The 18380-nt window shown below is 76.8% G+C and carries 13 protein-coding genes and 2 pseudogenes; 11 read left to right on the top strand and 4 right to left on the bottom strand.

Translation table 11 applies throughout. The features are described from left to right. Positions 1-158: 158 nt before the first annotated feature. The 3 genes and pseudogenes from ACFYWL_RS18990 to ACFYWL_RS18980 all read left to right on the top strand — a co-directional run bounded on the left by ACFYWL_RS18990 (position 159) and on the right by ACFYWL_RS18980 (position 4027). Positions 159-1250, top strand: coding sequence for a cobalamin biosynthesis protein (locus tag ACFYWL_RS18990; RefSeq protein WP_386974340.1), 1092 nt, complete (start codon positions 159-161; stop codon positions 1248-1250). Next, positions 1247-2956 (top strand): annotated as a pseudogene (locus tag ACFYWL_RS18985) (cobyric acid synthase). Before ACFYWL_RS18990 ends, ACFYWL_RS18985 begins: the two are co-directional and overlap by 4 nt. A 9-nt stretch (positions 2957-2965) precedes the next feature. Then, positions 2966-4027: a hypothetical protein gene (locus ACFYWL_RS18980; protein WP_386974337.1), complete on the top strand. Its 1062-nt coding sequence runs from the start codon at positions 2966-2968 to the stop codon at positions 4025-4027. A gap of 94 nt (positions 4028-4121) precedes the next feature. On the opposite strand, the gene ACFYWL_RS18975 is transcribed toward ACFYWL_RS18980, so the two are convergent. Then, positions 4122-4523: a rhodanese-like domain-containing protein gene (locus tag ACFYWL_RS18975; RefSeq protein ID WP_386974652.1), complete on the bottom strand. Its 402-nt coding sequence runs from the start codon at positions 4521-4523 to the stop codon at positions 4122-4124. A 125-nt stretch (positions 4524-4648) separates the two neighbouring features. On the opposite strand from ACFYWL_RS18975, the pseudogene ACFYWL_RS18970 reads away from it, so the two are divergent. The 4 genes and pseudogenes from ACFYWL_RS18970 to ACFYWL_RS18955 all read left to right on the top strand — a co-directional run. Then, positions 4649-5322: pseudogene (locus ACFYWL_RS18970) on the top strand (uridine kinase); the annotation flags it as partial. After that, positions 5315-6676 (top strand): dipeptidase, encoded by a 1362-nt coding sequence (locus ACFYWL_RS18965; protein WP_386974650.1) that lies wholly within the window; start codon positions 5315-5317, stop codon positions 6674-6676. The pseudogene ACFYWL_RS18970 and the gene ACFYWL_RS18965, both read left to right, overlap by 8 nt. A 102-nt stretch (positions 6677-6778) precedes the next feature. Continuing rightward, entirely contained in the window at positions 6779-6985 is a 207-nt protein-coding gene (locus tag ACFYWL_RS18960; protein ID WP_386974334.1) for a hypothetical protein, read from the top strand. Between the two features lie 289 nt (positions 6986-7274). After that, positions 7275-8918 carry an ATP-dependent DNA ligase gene (locus tag ACFYWL_RS18955; RefSeq protein WP_386974331.1) on the top strand — a complete coding sequence of 548 codons (1644 nt, stop codon included), beginning with the start codon at positions 7275-7277 and terminating at the stop codon, positions 8916-8918. 59 nt (positions 8919-8977) lie between these two features. Here ACFYWL_RS18955 and ACFYWL_RS18950 read toward each other — a convergent pair whose 3' ends face one another. Continuing rightward, complete coding sequence (locus ACFYWL_RS18950; RefSeq protein ID WP_386974328.1) at positions 8978-9661, bottom strand: hypothetical protein; 684 nt, start codon at positions 9659-9661, stop codon at positions 8978-8980. Positions 9662-9958: 297 nt separating this feature from the next. Next, complete coding sequence (locus ACFYWL_RS18945) at positions 9959-10780, bottom strand: SURF1 family protein (protein ID WP_386974325.1); 822 nt, start codon at positions 10778-10780, stop codon at positions 9959-9961. 233 nt (positions 10781-11013) lie between these two features. Between ACFYWL_RS18945 and ACFYWL_RS18940 the strand changes: the two genes are divergently transcribed. Then, complete coding sequence (locus ACFYWL_RS18940) at positions 11014-12423, top strand: cobyrinate a,c-diamide synthase (protein ID WP_386974323.1); 1410 nt, start codon at positions 11014-11016, stop codon at positions 12421-12423. Positions 12424-12470: 47 nt separating this feature from the next. Here ACFYWL_RS18940 and ACFYWL_RS18935 read toward each other — a convergent pair whose 3' ends face one another. After that, positions 12471-14603: a transglycosylase domain-containing protein gene (locus tag ACFYWL_RS18935; RefSeq protein WP_386974320.1), complete on the bottom strand. Its 2133-nt coding sequence runs from the start codon at positions 14601-14603 to the stop codon at positions 12471-12473. Between the two features lie 121 nt (positions 14604-14724). Here ACFYWL_RS18935 and cobC point away from each other — a divergent pair, with 121 nt between their 5' ends. Genes cobC through cobA form a run of 3 tightly spaced genes read left to right on the top strand, consistent with a single transcriptional unit; the run spans position 14725 to position 18295 of the window. Then, entirely contained in the window at positions 14725-15927 is a 1203-nt protein-coding gene (gene cobC / locus ACFYWL_RS18930; RefSeq protein ID WP_386974317.1) for an Rv2231c family pyridoxal phosphate-dependent protein CobC, read from the top strand. Further along, positions 15927-17036, top strand: coding sequence for a nicotinate-nucleotide--dimethylbenzimidazole phosphoribosyltransferase (cobT, locus tag ACFYWL_RS18925; RefSeq protein ID WP_386974648.1), 1110 nt, complete (start codon positions 15927-15929; stop codon positions 17034-17036). Before cobC ends, cobT begins: the two co-directional genes overlap by 1 nt. Further along, positions 17033-18295, top strand: coding sequence for a uroporphyrinogen-III C-methyltransferase (gene cobA / locus ACFYWL_RS18920; protein ID WP_386974315.1), 1263 nt, complete (start codon positions 17033-17035; stop codon positions 18293-18295). Before cobT ends, cobA begins: the two co-directional genes overlap by 4 nt. The last annotated feature ends 85 nt before the right edge of the window (positions 18296-18380 follow it).

The following is an 18380-nucleotide window of genomic DNA, read 5'->3' as shown; positions in this document are numbered from 1 at the left end:
CCCGACACGGGGCGGGTCCCGGTGGAAGAGTGATCATGTCGGGGATATGGCGGTGTCCTGGCGCCGGGATACCCCCATGTCGCCGACATGGCCGCGCCCCGGCTCTGGCCGACGCGGTGGGGAGCGGCGGCTAGGCTGCCGGCCGGAGGTGGTGCCAGGTGCGGCAGTCGATCGCCGTGGCCAACGCGGCAGGGCTGGTGGCGGGGTACGCGCTGGACTCCCTCCTCGGTGACCCGCGCCGCTGGCATCCCGTGGCCGGGTTCGGCCGGGCGGCCGGGGCGCTGGAGCGGCACGTCTACCGGCCGGAGCGGGCGGCCGGCGCGGCGTTCACGGCGCTCGCCGTGGGCGTGCCGGTGCTGGTCGGGGCGGCGGCGACGCTGGGCACCCGGCACCGGCCCGTCGGCCGGGCCGTGCTGATGGCCGCCGCGACCTGGACGGTGCTCGGCGGGCGCACCCTGCGCCACGAGGCGAAGGCAATGGGCCGCGCGCTGCGCGGCGGGGACGTGCCGGCGGCCCGCCGCAGGTTGGGGCACCTGTGCGGGCGGGACCCGTCGACGCTGGACGAGCCCGAGCTGGCGCGCGCCACCGTCGAGTCTGTCGCCGAGAACACCTCCGACGCGGTGGTCGCCCCGTTGCTGTGGGGGGCGGTCGCCGGGCTGCCCGGCCTGCTCGGCTACCGGGCGGCGAACACGCTCGACGCGATGGTCGGCCACCGGTCGCCCCGGTACGCCCGCTTCGGCACCGCGTCCGCCCGCCTCGACGACCTGCTCAACCTCGTGCCGTCCCGGCTGACCGGCCTGCTTACCGTCGCCGTGGCCCCGACGGCGCACGGCGACCGGGGGCGGGCCTGGCGGGTGTGGCTGCGTGACCGCGACGACCATCCCAGCCCCAACGCCGGGCAGTGCGAGGCGGCGATGGCGGGCGCGCTCGGCGTGCGGCTGGGCGGGCGCAACGTCTACTTCGGGCGGTCGGAGGTGCGGCCGTACCTCGGCGACGGGCCGCGCCCGGAGGCGCGGCACCTGAAGCGCGCGGCGCGGATCTCCGCGGCGGTGGGGCTGGCCGCGCTCGGGCTGGCCGCGGCGTACCCGGTGACGGTCGGCCGAGCGGTCGGCGCGCTGGCGAGGACCGCGCTGGCGGGGGCCAGGTCGGCGGGGACCAAACCGGCGGGGGCCAGTTTCGCGGGGACCGTGGCGGCCTTCGCGGGGACCGCGGCGGCGCGGGTGGGCCGGAGCGGCGGGGGCGGCCGGTGAGCGGGGGGCTGCTGGTGGCCGGCACCACCTCCGACGCGGGCAAGAGCGTGCTCACCGCCGGGATCTGCCGCTGGCTGCACCGGCGCGGGGTGAAGGTCGCCCCGTTCAAGGCGCAGAACATGTCGAACAACTCGGCCGTGGTGGTCGGCCCGGACGGTCGGGGCGGGGAGATCGGCCGGGCCCAGGCGATGCAGGCGGCGGCCTGCGGCGTCGCCCCCGACCTGCGGTTCAACCCGGTGCTGCTCAAGCCGGGCAGCGACCGGTCCAGCCAGGTGGTGCTGCTCGGCGAGGCCGTCGACACGGTCACCGCCGGCAACTACCACGCCCTGCGGCCCCGGCTGGCCGAGGCGGCGTTCGGCGCGTTCGCCGAGCTGCGGGAGGCGTACGAGGTGGTGGTGTGCGAGGGGGCCGGCAGCCCGGCGGAGATCAACTTGCGGGCCGGCGACTACGTGAACATGGGCTTGGCCCGGCACGCCGGGCTGCCCACGATCGTGGTGGGCGACATCGACCGGGGCGGGGTGTTCGCCTCGATGTTCGGCACGGTCGCCCTGCTGGACCCGGCCGACCAGGCGCTGGTCGCGGGCTTCGTGATCAACAAGTTCCGGGGGGACCTCGGGCTGCTCCGGCCGGGGCTGGACATGCTGGCCCGGGTCACCGGCCGCCCCACGTACGGGGTGCTGCCCTGGCACCTGGACCTGTGGCTGGACGCGGAGGACTCGCTCGCGTACGGCCGGGTGCTCGGCCGGCCCGCGGCCCCGCGCGGCACGGACTGGCTGGACGTGGCGGTCGTCCGGCTGCCCCGGATCAGCAACGCCACCGACGTGGAGGCGCTGGCCACCGAGCCCGGCGTCCGGGTCCGGCTGACCGTGGAGCCGGCCGAGCTGGCCGCCGCCGACCTGGTCGTGCTGCCCGGCTCCAAGTCCACCGTGGCCGACCTGGCCTGGCTGCGGCAGACCGGGCTGGCCGACGCCGTGGCGGCGCACGCGGCGGCCGGCAAGCCGCTGCTGGGCATCTGCGGCGGGTTCCAGATGCTCGGCCGGGCCGTGCACGACGAGGTGGAGAGCCGCGCGGGCAGCGTCGCGGGGCTGGGCCTGCTGCCGGTCGAGGTCACCTTCGCCGCGCGCAAGACCGTCCGGCAGGCCGCCGGCACCGCCGCCGCCGACCCGGGCGTCCCGGTCCGGGGGTACGAGATCCACCACGGGCACGTCTCGTCGGCCGACCCGGGGCTGCCGCCCCTGCTGGCGTACGACGACGGCACCGGCGAGGGGGCCGTGCTCGGCGCGGTGTGCGGCACCCACTGGCACGGGGCCTTCGAGTCCGACGTGTTCCGCCGTCGGTTCCTCACCGAGGCGGCCCGCCTCGCCGGGCGTACCGGATTTCGGGTCGCCCCGGACACCAGCTTCGCCGCCGCCCGCGAGCGCTCCCTGGACCTGCTCGGCGACCTGGTCGAGGAGCACCTGGACACGGCGGCCCTGTGGCGGCTGGTCGAGTCCGGCCCGCCCGTCGGGCTGCCGTTCGTGCCACCCGGAGCCCCGCGCTGACCCGGCGCCGCCCACCCGGCGGGCGTCGCGCCGACCCGGGTCCCGTCGTGCGCCGGCAGTGATGTGTCGCACATGTCCGGACACGCGCAGGTCGGCGACCGCGAGCCGGAATCCGGGTCGCCACGGTCCCGGCCGTGGCCGTGCGGGGGCCGGTGCGCTCGCTAGGCTGCGCCGATGATCTTCAATCGCAGGGGGAAGCTGGCGGACCGGGTCGCCGACGTCGAGGCGGCTGTGCGCGGGCGTGACGGCGACGCCATGACCAGGGCCGTGGCGCGGGTCTGGCAGGCGGCGCAGCAGGCGTCCGTCGCGGAGCTGGACGCGGTGCTGCCCCGGTGCGTGGCGCTGCTGCCGCAGCTCGGCACCGGCGCGGGCGGCCAGTTCTCCGTCCTCTGCGGCGCGCTGGTCGAGTTGGGCGCCCGCCCCGACGAACTGGTCGCCCCGGCGGCCGACGGGCTCGCCGCCGCGCTGGCCGGCGCGCACCGCTTCCGCTCCGGCTGGCAGCGGGTACGCGGCGACGACGCGCCGCCCGACCCCGACGATCCCGCCACGATGGACGACGCGCTCGCCGCCCTGACCCAGTCGTACGACGACGAGGCCGCCGCCTTCGACGCGGTCCAGGGCTGGTACGCGGCCGGCACCTGGGCGATGCCCGTGATCACCCTGTTGCAGCAGTCCGCGTCGGTGCGCGCCGCGTTCCCGCACCGGGAGCGGCTGCTGGAGGTGGGGGCGGGGCTGGCCGGCGAGCGGTCCGACCTGGAGTGCGTCCTGGGGCTGCTGCGGGTGCTCGACGGCGAGCGGCTGCTGGTGCTGCACCGGGCCACGGGCCGGGGCTGGCGGGTCACCATCGACGGGGTGGCCGACAACTTCCAGCTGCACACCCTGCTGGCCGGGGCGCTCGCCGGGCCGGCCGAGCGGGGGCTGATCGAGGGGCTGACGGTCGACCCGGCCTGGGTGGAGGTGGCCACCGACGCGCCCGAGGACCGGTTCGGCGGCACCGTCGTGGGCAGCTTCAACCTGGTCGACGGGCACGGCAAGTGGATCTGGAACGAGGGCGCCCCGGCGGACATCCCCCTCTTCGAGGGCGCCCGCGTCGTGGTCCTCGACCCGCCGCCGTACCAGCGGAGCTGGAACAACATCCGGCGGTTCCCGCTGATGTCGGCGGCCCTGACGGTCGACGGGGCGCTCACCGAGGCCGAGGCCGCGGACTGGCTGGGCCGGGTGGCCGAGCCGGCCTGACCGCCGCCCGGCCCCCGGCACCGCCGCCCGGCCCCCGGCACCGCCGCCCGGCCCCCGGCACCGCCGCCCGGCCTGTGGCACCGCCGCCCGGTGGTCAGTAGCGGATGTCGGCGGGGCGGTCCGACATGGGCAGCCCCGCCTCCCGCCACGCCTCGACGCCGCCGATCAAATCGGTCGCGCGGTGCAGGCCGAGCGTCCGCAGGCTCGCCACGGCCAGGCTGGAGCTGTAGCCCTGCCGGCACACCACGACGATCTCCCGGTCGTACCCGGTGGCCTCGGGGATGCGCCACTCGCTGGCCGGATCGAGCCGCCACTCCAGCACCGTCCGGTCGATGACGATCGCGCCGGGCAGGTCGCCCTGTTCCCGGCGCTGCACGTCGGTGCGGGTGTCCACGAGCAGCGCGCCGAGGCGTACCGCCTCGACCGTCTCGTGCGGGGTCAGCCGGCGGACCCCCGAACGGGCCTGTTCCAGCAGGGCGTCGACGCCCGGGCTCATCACGTTGTGGCGCACGGCACGATCATGCCTGCGGCCCCGGGACTCCGCGCAACGAAACGGCCTCCGTTCGACCGGACGACGTACGGCCGACGTGCCCGCCGGGGCGGACCGCTAGCGTCGGGGCCGTGGGGGTGCCGGTCGTCGAGACGTACGCCGGGCTGGGCCGGCGGGTGCTGGCCGGGCCGGCGCGGTTGGGGCGTACCCGACTCGTGGCGGTCGACGGGCCGAGCGGCGCGGGCAAGAGCCTCTTCGCGGCGCGCCTCGCGGACGCCCTGGCGGCGTTGCCCGGCGGCGGGCGGCCACCGGTGGTGCACACCGACGACCTGCTCGACGGCTGGGCCGACCAGCTCACCTTCTGGCCCCGGCTGGAGCGCTGGGTGCTCGCCCCGCTGCGGGCCGGACGGCCGGGGTCCTACCGGCGGTACAGCTGGGTGCGGCGTCGGTTCCTGCCCGGCGAGCTGCCCGTCCCGCCCGCCCCCGTCGTGATCGTCGAGGGGGTGTCGGCGGCGCGGGCGGCCGTCCGGCCCGAGCTGACCCTGTCGGTGCTGGTCACCGCGCCCGCCGAGCTGCGGCTGACCCGGGCCGTCGCCCGGGACGGGCCGGGGATCCTGCCCGAGCTGCGCCGCTGGCACGTCGGCGAGCGGGCGCACTTCGCCGCCGACGGCACGGCCGACGCGGTCGACCTGGTCGTCGACGGCGCGCCGGGCGTGCCGCACGACCCCGGCGCCGAGTACGTCCGCCGCCGGCCTCGGTAAGGCCGGCATACGATGCCGGTCATGACCTCACCGATCATGTCCGACGCCGAGGTGCGGGCCGCCGTTGCGCGGGAACTGCCCGGCGTCCGCGCCGACCTGGAACGACTCGTCCGCATTCCCGGCATCGCCTTCGACGGCTTCGACCATTCGCACGTCGAGCGGTCCGCCGAGGCGGTGGCGGAGCTGCTGCGCGGCTGCGGCCTCGACGTGAAGATCGTGCGGTCCGGCGGGCAGCCGGCGGTGATCGGGACGCGGGCCGCCCCGCCCGGCGCGCCGACCGTGCTGCTCTACGCCCACCACGACGTGCAGCCCGTGGGCGACCTGTCGCTGTGGGAGTCCGACCCGTTCGAGCCCGTCGAGCGGGACGGCCGCCTCTACGGCCGGGGCGCGGCCGACGACAAGGCCGGGATCATGGCGCACGTCGCGGCGCTGCGCGCGTTCGGCGACCGGCTCCCCGTCGGCGTGGTGATCTTCGTCGAGGGCGAGGAGGAGTACGGCTCGGACTCGCTGGAGCGGCTGCTCGCCGAGCACCGCCACGCGCTCGCCTCGGACGTGATCGTGATCGCCGACTCGGCCAACTGGGACGTCGGCGTGCCGGCGCTGACCACCTCGCTGCGCGGCATCGTCAACTGCTTCGTGGAGGTCCGCACCCTGGACCACGCCGTGCACAGCGGCATGTTCGGCGGCGCGGTGCCCGACGCGCTGACGACGCTGGTCCGGTTGCTGGCCACGCTGCACGACGACGCCGGGGACGTGGCGGTCGCCGGGCTGGCCGGCCGGGCGGGCGCGACCGTGGACTACCCGCAGGACCGGTTCCGGTCCGAGGCCGGGCTGGTCGACGGCGTGTCGCTCATCGGCACCGGCCGGATCACCGACCGGATCTGGACCAAGCCGGCGCTCGCCGTGCTCGGCATCGACGCCCCGGCCACCGGCGAGGCCCCGAACGCCCTGGTTCCGGCGGCGAAGGCCAAGCTGAGCGTGCGGCTCGCGCCGGGCGACGACCCGCAGCGGGCGTACGCGGCGGTGCGCGAGCACCTGACGAAGCACGCCCCGTGGGGCGCCCGGGTGACGGTGACGCTGGAACACGACGGGGCCCCGTGCGTCATCGACGCGTCCGGCCCGATGTTCGACGCGGCCCGCGACGCCTTCCGTACGGCCTGGGACGGCACCGACCCGGTGGACATCGGCATCGGCGGCTCGATCCCGTTCATCGCCACGTTCCAGGAGATGTTCCCGCAGGCGGCGATCCTGGTGACCGGGGTCGAGGACCCGCACGCCCGGGCGCACGGCCCGAACGAGAGCCTGCACCTGGGCGAGTTCGCCCGGGTCTGCGTGGCCGAGGCGCTGCTGCTGGCGAAGGTGGCCGCCGTGGCAGCGGGGCCGGTGAGGCTCAGGTGACGCCGCCGGCACGAACCGGAGTCAGGTGACGGAATCGTAACGTCCCAGTTCATCGGGGTGTTTTCGGCGTGTCGCGGGACATCCTGGTATAGCCTTTCGAACATGAGTACGAACGAGGTGATGGCGCGGCTCGACGCCGCCGTCAGCGCTCTGGGGGACGTGGACGTCTCCGCGTGGTCCGAGGACACGCTCAAGGAACATCTCGGTGACCTCTCCACCGCCCTGGTGACGCTCGACACGCTGCTCTCCCGCGTCGCCGACGAGGTGCGCGCCCGCGGCCTGCGCATCGAGGAGCCCGTGGCGGCATGACCGTACGGTTGATCCGGGTCGCGGCTCGCCGTCCGCGGTCGCGGCCTGACCGGTCGTCCGCGGTTGCGGCCTGATCGTCCGTTCGCGGTCGCGGCTCGCCGGCCGGTCGCGGTCGGCGCGGACCGGGCTCCGCCGAGACACCGGTCCCCGCACGCTGGGGGGCGTCGGGGGCCGGGCGGCCCAGGCATCCGGCACGGGTGCTGGGCCGGGGTGACGCGGCGGCTTCCGGAAGCGGCAACTTCCGGTGGCGTTCCGCGTATCCCCAGCGGTGTCGGGGGTGGCTGGCAGGATGAGGTGCGTGCGGTTCCTCGACCTGGCGGCCACCTCCGCCGCCGTGGGCGCGACCACCGGCCGGCGGGCCAAGGTGGAGCTGCTCGCGGCGGCGCTGCGGGCGCTCGATCCGGCCGAGGTCCCGGCAGGCTCCGGCTGGCTCGCCGGTGAGCTGCGGCAGCGGCAGACCGGCGTCGGCTGGGCCGGGCTGCGTGACCTGCCGCCGCCTGCCGCCGAGCCGACCCTGACCGTCCGCGCGGTCGACGCCGCGATCGACGACATCGCGTCGGTGGCCGGCCCCGGCTCGCAGGCCCGCCGCCGGGAGCTGCTGCACGCCCTCTTCGCCGCCGCCACCGCCGACGAGCAGCGGATGCTGCGCGGCCTGTTCAGCGGCGAGCTGCGCCAGGGCGCCCAGGCCGGGCTGCTCGCCGACGCGGTCGCCCGCGCCGCCGACGTGCCGCTGGCCGCCGTACGCCGGGCGCTGCTGCTCGCCGGCGACCTGCGGGCGGTGGCGGTGGCCGCCCTGGGCGGCGGCGCGGCGGCGCTGGCCGAGTTCCGGCTCCGGGTCGGCCGGCCGCTCGCCCCCATGCTGGCGTCCAGCGCCCCCACGGTCGACGACGCGCTGGCCGCGACCGGCGTCCCCGCCGTGGTCGACGTGAAGCTCGACGGCATCCGCATCCAGGTGCACCGCCGCGGCTCCGACATCGCGGTCTTCACCCGCAGCCTGGACGAGATCACCGCCCGGGTGCCCGAGGTGGTCGCCGCCGTGCGGGCGCTGCCCGCCCGGGAGTTGGTGCTCGACGGCGAGGCCATCGGCCTGGACGCCACCGGCCGGCCGCTGCCGTTCCAGCAGACCTCCAGCCGGGCGGCCCGCCGCGCCACAGCGGTCGCCGGGGGCAGCGCGGCCGGCGACCCGCCCGCGTCCGCGTCGGCGCCCGTCGCCGACGGCACCGCCTCGGTCGCCCCGGCCGTGCGCGCCGCCGCCGAGAGCACGGGCGAGGCGGTGCTGACACCGTACTTCTTTGACTTGCTGCACCTCGACGGCGACGACCTGATCGACCGGCCCGGCCACGAGCGGTGGGCGGCGCTGGCCGACGCGGTCGGCCCGGCGCTGCTGGTCGGCCGGATGACGGTCGACGACACCGACGCGGCCGGGGCGGCCTTCGCCGCGGCGCTGGACGCCGGGCAGGAGGGCGTGGTGGTCAAGAACCCCGACGCGCCCTACGACGCCGGCCGGCGCGGCGCGGCCTGGGTGAAGGTGAAGCCGCGGCACACCCTCGACCTGGTGGTGACCGCGGTGGAGTGGGGCAGCGGCCGGCGCAGCGGCTGGCTGTCCAACCTGCACCTCGGCGCGCGGGACCCGGCTACCGGCGAGTTCGTCATGCTCGGCAAGACGTTCAAGGGGCTCACCGACGAGGTGCTGCGCTGGCAGACCGAGCGGTTCCTCGCCCTTGCCGTGGAGCGCGGCGACTGGGTGGTGCGGGTCCGCCCCGAGCAGGTGGTCGAGATCGCGTTCGACGGGGTGCAGGCCAGCTCCCGCTACCCGGGCGGGATGGCGCTGCGCTTCGCCCGCGTGGTCCGCTACCGCAGCGACAAGACCGCCGCCGAGGCGGACACGATCGACGCCGTCCGGGCCATCCACGCCGGCCACCCGTCGGGATGAGGCCGGGCGGGTGGCGGCATCCCGAGCTGCGGATGCCGCCACCTGCCCGACACGGCCGGTCAGGCGGACAGCGACCGGGCGTAGTTCACCTGGTTGTTGATGTGCATGACCTGCCCCTGGTCGGTGACGGGGATGCGGGCCACGTACTGGCGGGGGCCGTTGCTGACCGTCACCTGCACGGTGCCGTAGTGCCGGGTCTCCTTGATCAGCAGGAAGAGCAGGCTGAAGATCGTGAGGCAGAAGAACCCGAGCACGGCGCAGACGATCGCCCAGGTGGCGACCTTCTGCTCCGTCTGCCAGTAGTCGGCGACGTGCCACTGCGTCCCGGCCAGGGGCAGCACGCCGGCCGGGGTGCGGATCTCCGGCGGGGCGACCATGATCTCGCCGATCTGCACCGCCACCCCGGAGGGCGCACCGTACTGCGGGCCCCCGAGCGGGGCCGCCAGCGCCGGCGGGTACGGCCCGGCGGGCGGCGCCGGGTACGGGCCGGGGCCCGGCGGCGCGGAGAACGGGCCGGCGGCGGGCGGCGCGGAGTACGGGCCCGTGGCGGGTGGCGCGGAGTACGGGCCGGTGCCCGGCGGCGCCGAGTACGGCGCGGCGGCCGGCGGCACCGGGAACGGCGCGGTGGCCGGCGGCGGGGCGAACGGGTCAGCCGTGGCCGGGAAGCCCGCCGGCGGGGTCGAGTACGTCGTCGAGCGCGGCGTGACCGCCCACGGGTCGGTCGACGGATGCGTCGCCGTCACCGGCTCCGGGAAAGCCGCCCCCTGGGGGAAAGCCGGCCCCTGTGGGAAAGCCGGCCCTTGCGGGAGAGCCGGTCCCTGCGGAGAAGCCGGCTCCTCCGGTGAGGGCGGCCCTGGGACCGGATTCGGGGAGGGCGGACCCGAGGAGGGCGGCTCCGGCGGGTGTGGCGGCGGCGTGGGATCAGGGGTCACCGCGACCCCCCACGGTAGGCGATCACCCGGCGGACACTACAACTTTCCGTCGCGCCCCGGCGACCCGCCGAGTGTCCGGTTTCCGCACCGGGGAGGGCCCGGCGACGGTCAGGCGGGGGCGCTCGGCGACGGCTCGGCGGCCCGGTCGAGCGGCTCGCCCGGCCCGTCCAGCCCGGCTGCCCGGCGGGCCTCCCGCCGTGCCACCCAGCCGTAGCCGAAGAGCGTCATGGCGGCGAAGAGCCACCACTGCACGACGTACCCGAAGTTCTGCCAGTTGTTGGTGTGCCCGATCGGCACCGCCTGGAAGACCGGGTCGGCGGCCGGCGTCTGCTCGTCGAGCAGGACGTACGCGCCGTAGACCGGGTACGGCAGCTCCCGGGCCAGCCGGGGGACACCGACCCGCCGGGTCTCCAGCCGGCCGTCGCGCCGGTTGACGGCCCCCGCGCCGCTCTCGGTCGGGTGCACCCGGCCCACCACGGTCACCTCGCCCTGCGGCACCGGCGGCAACTGCGGCTGCGCCAGGGCCCCGCCGGGGGCGGGCGGCACCCAGCCCTGGTCCACGAGCACGGCCGTGCCGTCGGCGAGGACCAGCGGGGTGACCACCTCGAAGCCGACGCGGTTGTCGACCGTGCGGCCCCGGACCAGGATGATGTTCGCCGTGTCGTACCGCCCGGTCACGGTGACCCGCGACCAGGTGGCCTCGTCGGCGGGGGCCGGGCCGGCCGTGCCGCCGCCCCCGGTGGGGGCGGGCACGGCGTCGCGTAGCGGCACCGGCGTCATCCGGCTGCCGGCGTCGATCCGCTCGTTGATCGCGGTGCGGCCCCGGTAGCGGTCCAGCTGCCAGTTGCCGAGCAGCACCATCACGGCCGCGGCGACCAGGGTCAGCGCGAGGATGCCCAGCCAGCGTGGCGTCAGGAGGAACCGGTACACGCGTCGAGGCTACCCGCAGGACCGCCACCAGCCGGCGACCGGCCCCGACCCGCCGCCGGGCGGGCGGTACGGCCAGACCGTTGCGACGGTACGGCGATACCCGGCGACGGTGCCGGCGAGACCGGGCGACGGTGCGGCGGGCGGCGGGGCGGCCCGTCCGGACGGGTATCGTCACGCGGGCGGATCGGGGGGCCGACCGCCGCCGCGTACCACCCTCGCCGGAGGAGTCGCTGATGACCGTCGTGCCGCGCCTCGTGCTCAGCGCGCCGTCCTCGGGCCACGGCACGAGCGCGGTGGCGCTCGGGCTGCTCGCCGCCTTCGCCGAGCGGGGCCTCGACGTCGCCGGGTTCAAGGTCGGGCCGGACCAGGTCGACGCCGGCTACCTGGGCCTCGCCGCCGGCCGCCCGGGGCGCACCCTCGACGCCCGGCTGGTCGGGCCGGGCCGCGTCCCGGCCCTGTTCGGGCACGGTGCCGCCGGTGCCGGGCTCGCCGTGGTGCAGGGCACCATGGGGCTGTACGACTCGGTCGCCGGCCAGCCGGAGACGGAGTCCACCGCCGCCGTGGCGATCGCGCTGCGCAGCCCGGTGGTGCTGGTGGTCGACGTGGCGGCGATGGGGCAGTCGGTGGCCGCCCTGGTGCACGGCTTCCGGGCGTACGATGAGCAGCTCTGGCTGGGCGGGGTGATCCTCAACCGGGTGGCCTCGCCCCGGCACGAGGCGATGCTGCGCGAGGCGCTCGACGACGTCGGCGTGCCGGTCTACGGCGCGGTGCGCCGCCACGAGCTGCCCCCGGTGCTGCCGGCCCGGCGGCACGGCCTGGCCCCGGTGGTCGGCCGCGACGCCGACGCGCTGCGGGCGGTCCGCCGGCTCGGCGAGGCGGTGGCCGCCACGCTCGACCTGGACCGGCTGCTGACGTTGGCCCGGTCGGCCCCGCCGGTGCCCGGCGAGCCCTGGTCGCCGGAGCCGGCCGAGCCGGCCGGTCCGGCGGACCCGTCGGGGCCCGTGCCGGCCGGCGCGTCCCCGGTGATCGCGGTGGCCGGCGGGCCGGGCGGCGACTACGGCCCCGCCGAGACGGCCGAGCTGCTGCGCGCGGCCGGCGCCGAGGTGGTCCGCTTCGACCCGCTGCGCGACGAGTCGCTGCCCGCCGGGTCGGCCGCGCTGGTCGTCGGCGGCGGCCTCCCCGAGTCGTACGCGGAGCAGCTTTCCGCCAACCGCCGGCTCTGCATCGCGGTGGCGGAGCTGGCCCGCACCGGGCGGCCGGTGCTCGCCGAGGGTGCCGGCCTGCTCTGGCTGGCCCGGGAGCTGGACGGGCTGCCGATGTGCGGCGTGCTCGACGCGGTGGGTGTCAGCCGCGACGGCGTGGTGGTCGGCTACCGGTCGGCGACCGCCCGCACCGACAGCGTGCTCGCCCCGGCCGGGGCGACGGTGGTCGGCCACAAGGAGCACCGGGCGGTGCTCACCCCCCGGGCCGGGCAGGCCCCGGCGTGGATCTGGGACGGCGGCGCGCCCGAGGGGTTCGTCTGGCGGGGCGTGCACGCCTCGCAGCTGATGGTGCACTGGGCCGGGCAGCCGGGGATCGGGGCCCGGGTCGTCGCGGCGGCCCGGGCCGGTCACGCGGCGCTCGATGCCCCTGCCCCCGCCTGACCGCCGCCGCTCACCCGGCGGCGGCACCGGGTGAGTCGGCGACGGCGTCAGCCGACGATGGCGTCGGAGGGCGGGGTGAACTCGCGGGTCGGCTGGCCCTTCAGGCCGTCGCGCAGGGTGTTCGCCACCGCCGCGATCGGGACCTCGGACTGCCCGTCGCCGACGGCGTTGAACGGGTTGTCCGGGTCCGCGATAAAGCTAGCCGCCGCCAGCTCCGGCGTGTAGCCGACGAACCAGGCCGACCGGGTGCTGTCGGTCGTACCCGTCTTGCCGGCCACCGGCCGCCCCACCGTGCCCCGGACGCTGTCGGCGGTCGACCAGCCGCCGCAGCTCCCCTTCGCCGGGGAGTCGCCGGTCGGGCAGCGGGCCGCGTCGGTGGCGGCGCGGGCCGCGTCGGCGCTGACCACCTGCCGGCAGCGCGGCTTGGCGACCTCCCGCTCGATCCCGCCGGCCGTCGTGTACGTGGCCGGGGTGCCGTCCCGCTTGCTGATGGACCGGACGGGCATCGCCTCGCAGTACCGCCCGTCGGCGGCGATCGCGGCGTAGGCGTTCGCCATCTCCAGCGGGGTGGCGTCGGAGACGCCCAGGGTGAACGCGCCCCACTTCTCGGCCTTGCCCGGCGACGCCTGCTCCCGGTCGACGTCGGTGCGCCAGCGCAGCCCGAGCTGCTCGGCGAGCCGCACGGCGGCGTCCGCGCCGACCTTCTCCTCCAGTTGGACGAAGTAGGTGTTCACCGACTTTCCGAACCCAGACCACATCGTCTGCCGGCCGGTCATCGCGGCGCTGGCGTTGGACGGGGCCCATCCGTCGTACACGGCGGACTGGTACCGGTACGGCGAGTCGTACGTGGTGGACAGCGGCATCCCGGCGTTGAGCGCGGCCAGCATCGGGAACATCTTGAACGTCGATCCGGCCTGGTAGCCGGGCAGGTCGCCGCCGCCGAGCAGGGGCGCCACGGTGTTCGGATAGTTGGCCTTCACCTTCGGCGACGCCTCCGGGTTGGAGCTGGGCCCGTTCTCGCTGACGTCCAGCGAGTAGTTGCGGTTCACCGCCATCGCCTTGATCCGCCCGGTGCCCGGTTCGGCGACGACGATGCCGTTGGCGAACGGGCTGCCGGTGTTCTCCTTGGCCCCCACGTTGTTCTCGGCCGCGGCCTGGATCTTCGGGTCGATGCTGAGCACGATCCGGTAGCCGCCGCGGCGCAGCTTGTCCATCCGTTCCAGCCGGTTCTCCCCGAACGCGGGCTGGGCGCTCCACCAGTTCTTCAGGTAGTCGCAGGCGAAGCCCCAGGTCTGGTACGTCGCCGGCAGCGAGGCGCAGTCGTTGGGCGGGTCGGTGAGCTGGAGCCGGATCGGTTCGCCCTTCGCCGCGGCGGCGGCGTCCGGGCTGAGGTAGCCGAGCTGCGCCATCCGGTCCAGCACGTAGTTGCGCCGGCCGGTGGCGTCCTTCTGGTCGGAGGTGGCCGGGTCGTACTCGGAGGGCGACTTGACCAGGCCGGCGAGGGTGGCCGCCTCGGCCGGGGTGAGGGTGGCCGGCGTCTTGGAGAAGAAGATCTGCGCGGCGGCGAAGATGCCGTACGCCCGGTGGCCGAAGTACGCCGAGTTGAGGTAGCGCTCCAGGATCTGCTCCTTGGTCAGCTCCTTCTCGACGTCCATCGCCATCCGCATCTCCTTGACCTTGCGCAGGCTGGTCTGCTGGGTGGCCTCCTGGACCTCCTTCGGGGTCTTGGCGCTGTCCCGCAGGGTCATCCGGACGAACTGCATGGTCAGGGTCGACGCGCCCTGGGACACCCCGCCGGAGCGGGAGTTGGCCACGAAGGCACGGGCGGCGCCCTTCGGGTCGACGCCCCGGTGCTGGTAGAAGCGGCTGTCCTCGGCGGCCACGATGGCCTGCTGGATGTTCGGGGACATGTCGGACAGCTTCGTGTAGCGGCGGTACTCCTCGTAGAACATCGTCAGCACCGTGTGGCCGTCCGGCGCGTACACGTAGGAGGTCTCGGCGGGCAGCGCGGTGCGCAGGATGTCGGCCTTGTGCTCCCCGGCGTGCGCGGTGGCCTTGGCGCCGAGGCCGGTGACGGCGGCCAGCGGGTAGAGCGCGCCGGCGATCACGATGCCGGCGATCAGCCCGGCGCGCAGGAGAGGGACGAGACGACCAACTGAGGCAAGGGGTCGGTTACTCACGGGGTCAAGTTATGACATTTCCGATTCGTCCGTGAGAACAATTCATAAACCGGCAGCGGGTGACGCGGCCCACGCCGGGATGCGCTGTCCCGCGCGGCGGCTTCCCGGCAGGATCGCGGACATGCGTGCTCACCTGGCGCCGCCACCACCCACCCGGGACGAGCCGGACGCCACCGTCGAGGCGGACCCCGGTCCCGCCCCCGGCCACCCCGGCCCCGACGGATCGGGCCCCGGCCACCCCGGTCCCGACGGATCGGGCCCCGGCCAGGCCGGCCCCGACGGCCCCGACCTCGGGCACCACGGGGACGCCGAGGTCGGCGACGGCCTGGTCGACCTCGCCGTCAACGTCCGCCGGGCCCCGATGCCGGACTGGCTGGCCGACCCGATCACCGCCGCCCTGGGCGAGCTGGCCGCGTACCCGGACCCCCGGCCCGCCCGCGCGGCCGTCGCCGCCCGGCACGGCCGCCCCCCGGAGGAGGCGCTGCTCACCGCCGGGGCCGCCGAGGGCTTCGTGCTGCTCGCCCGCGCCCTCACCGGCGCGCGCCGGCCGGTGGTCGTGCACCCCCAGTTCACCGAGCCGGAGGCCGCGCTGCGGGCCGCCGGGCACCCCGTCGAGCGGGTGCTGCTCGATCCCGCCGACGGCTTCCGCCTCGACCCGGCCCGGGTGCCCGCCGACGCCGACCTCGTCATGGTCGGCAACCCCACCAACCCGACGTCCGTGCTGCACCCGGCCGCCGCCCTCGCCGCGCTGGCCCGCCCCGGCCGCGTCCTCGTCGTCGACGAGGCGTTCGCCGACACCACCGCCGCGCCCGGCGTCGCCGGCGAGCCCGAGTCGCTTGCCGCCCGGCGGGACCTGCCCGGCCTGGTCGTCGTGCGCAGCCTCACCAAGACCTGGGGGCTGGCCGGGCTGCGGATCGGCTACCTGCTCGGCGAGGCCCCGCTGCTGGCCCGCCTCGCCGCCGCCCAGCCGCTGTGGGCGGTGTCCACCCCGGCGCTCGCCGCCGCCACCGCCTGCGCGTCCCCGGCCGCCGTCGCGGCCGAGCGCGCCATCGCCGCCGAGCTGGCCGCCGACCGCGACCACCTGGTGACCCGCCTGTCGGCCCTGCCCGGCGTACGCGTCGCGGGCCGCCCGGCCAGCGCGTTCGTGCTGGTCCACCTGCCCGGCGCGGCCGGGGTGCGGCAGCGGCTGCGCGAGCGCGGCTGGGCGGTACGCCGGGGCGACACGTTCCCCGGCCTCGGCGCAGACTGGCTGCGGGTGGCCGTGCGCGACCGGGCCACCACCGACGCCTTCGCGCAGGTGCTGGCGGAGATTCTGGAGGCATGATGCTGCACACCACCATCGCGGCGATCCGGCCGCTCGACGAGCCGGCGATGGTCGCCGCCGGTGAGCTGCACGGCCGGCTCACCAAGCCGGCCGGCTCGCTCGGCGTCCTGGAGGAGCTCTCGGTGCGGCTCGCCGGCCTGGCCCGCACCTGCCCGCCGCCGCTGCCCGAGCCGGCCGCCGTGGCGATCTTCGCGGGCGACCACGGCGTGCACGCCCAGGGGGTGACCCCCTGGCCGCAGGAGGTCACCGCGCAGATGATCGGCAACTTCCTGGCCGGCGGGGCGGTGGTCAACGCGTTCGCCCGGCAGGCCGGGGCCTCGGTCACCGTCGTCGACGTCGGCGTCGCCACCCCGCTGCCGCCGGCCGTCCCCGCCCAGGCCGACGGCCCGCCCGGCGACGCGGACGGGCACCCCGCCACCAGGACGCCCCGCCTCGTGGCGGCGAACGTGCGCCCCGGCACCCGCGACCTCGCCGTCACCGCCGCCCTCACCCGCGACGAGGCGCTCGCCGCCGTGGAGACCGGCATCCGCATCGCCCGCGAGCTGATCGACGCCGGGGCGGGCATCCTGCTCACCGGGGACATGGGCATCGGCAACACCACCCCCGCCGCCGCCCTGGTCGCCGCGTTCACCGGCGTCGACGCCGCCGAGGCGACCGGCCGGGGCACCGGAGTGGACGACCCCACGTACGCCCGCAAGATCGGGGTGGTGCGGGCGGCGCTGGCCCGGCACGCCCCCGACCCGACCGACCCGCTGGGCGTCCTCGCCGCCGTCGGCGGCCTGGAGCACGCCGCCCTGGCCGGGCTGATCCTCGGCGCCGCCGCCCGCCGGGTGCCGGTGCTGCTCGACGGGGTGATCGCGGTCAGCGCTGCGCTCGCCGCCGTCGCGTTCGCCCCGGACGCGGTCGGCGCGCTGGTCGCCGGGCACCGCTCCGCCGAGCCGGGGGCCACGGTGGGGCTGCGCCACCTCGGGCTCGACCCGCTTGTCGACCTGGGGCTGCGCCTCGGCGAGGGCACCGGCGCGCTGCTGGCCCTGCCCGTGGTCACCGGCGCGGTCCGGGTGCTGCACGAGGTGGCCACGTTCGACTCGGCGGGGGTGGCCGAGAAGTGAGCGCCTCGAACCCGTACCCCCTGGGTCTGCGCCTGGCGGGCCGGCGGGTGGTCGTGGTGGGCGGGGGAGCGGTCGCCACCCGGCGGGTGCCGGCGCTGCTCGACGCCGGCGCGGACGTGCTGCTGGTCTCGCCGGAGCTGACCCCCGCGCTGCGCGCCCACGTCGACGCCGGGCGGCTGCGCTGGGAGCCGCGCCGCTTCGAGCCCGCCGACCTGGACGGGGCCTGGCTGGTCCAGGCGGCGATCGACGACCCGGTGGCCGCCGCGGCGGTCAGCGCCGCCGCCGCCGAGCGGCGGATCTTCTGCGTCCGGGCCGACGACCGGGCCGCCGCCACCGCGTGGACGCCGGCCGTCACCCGGCACGGCCCGGTCACGGTCGCCGTCCTCGGCGGCGGCGACCCCCGCCGCGCCATGACGGTCCGCGACGCCATCCGCGCCCTCCTGGGTGCAAGGAAGGGCCCCCTGTTAACGGATTCGGTAGAGGAAGGGCCCCCTGTTAACAACGCCGGGGCCGGGCGCGGGCGGGTGGCGCTCGTCGGGGCCGGGCCGGGCGACCCGGAGCTGATCACCGTGAAGGGATGGCGGCTGCTCACCGAGGCCGACGTGGTGGTCGCCGACCGCCTCGTGCCAGGGCTGCTGCTCGACGAGCTGCGCCCGGACGTCGAGCTGGTGGACGCCTCGAAGATCCCCTACGGGCCGTCGCGGGCCCAGGACGAGATCAACCGGATCCTCGTCGACCGGGCCCTGGCCGGGGCGTTCGTGGTGCGGCTCAAGGGCGGCGACCCGTACGTCTTCGGCCGGGGCGGCGAGGAACTGCTGGCCTGCGCGGCGGCCGGGGTGCCGGTGACCGTGGTGCCCGGGGTGACCAGCTCGATCGCCGCCCCGGCGGCGGCGGGCGTTCCGGTCACCCACCGGGCGGTGGCGCACGAGTTCACCGTGGTCTCCGGGCACGTCGCGCCCGACTCGCCGGCCTCCCTGGTGCGCTGGGACGCCCTCGCGGGGCTGCGCGGCACGCTGGTGATCATGATGGGGCTGAAGAACCTCGCCGCGATCGCCGGGGCGCTGATCGGGCACGGGCGGCCGGCGGACACGCCGGTCGCGGTGGTGCAGGAGGGCACGACCGGCGACCAGCGGAGCCTGCGCTCGACGCTCGGGGCGGTGGCCGCCGACGTGGCCGAGGCGGGCCTGCGGCCCCCGGCGGTCGTGGTCGTCGGCGACGTGGTGGACGCGCTGGACGGCTGGCTCCCGCCCGACGCCTGAGGCTGGCCCCGCGCCGGCCCGCCCGCGCCGGCCCCCCCCGGATCGGGCGCGGGCGTTAAGAAGGGCCCCCTGCTATGCAGAATGC

The organism is Micromonospora sp. NPDC002575 (assembly GCF_042889525.1).
GTDB lineage: Bacteria > Actinomycetota > Actinomycetes > Mycobacteriales > Micromonosporaceae > Micromonospora > Micromonospora carbonacea.
The sequence above is the reverse complement of the archived record's forward strand: the minus strand, read 5'-3'. Positions and strand labels throughout refer to the sequence as shown.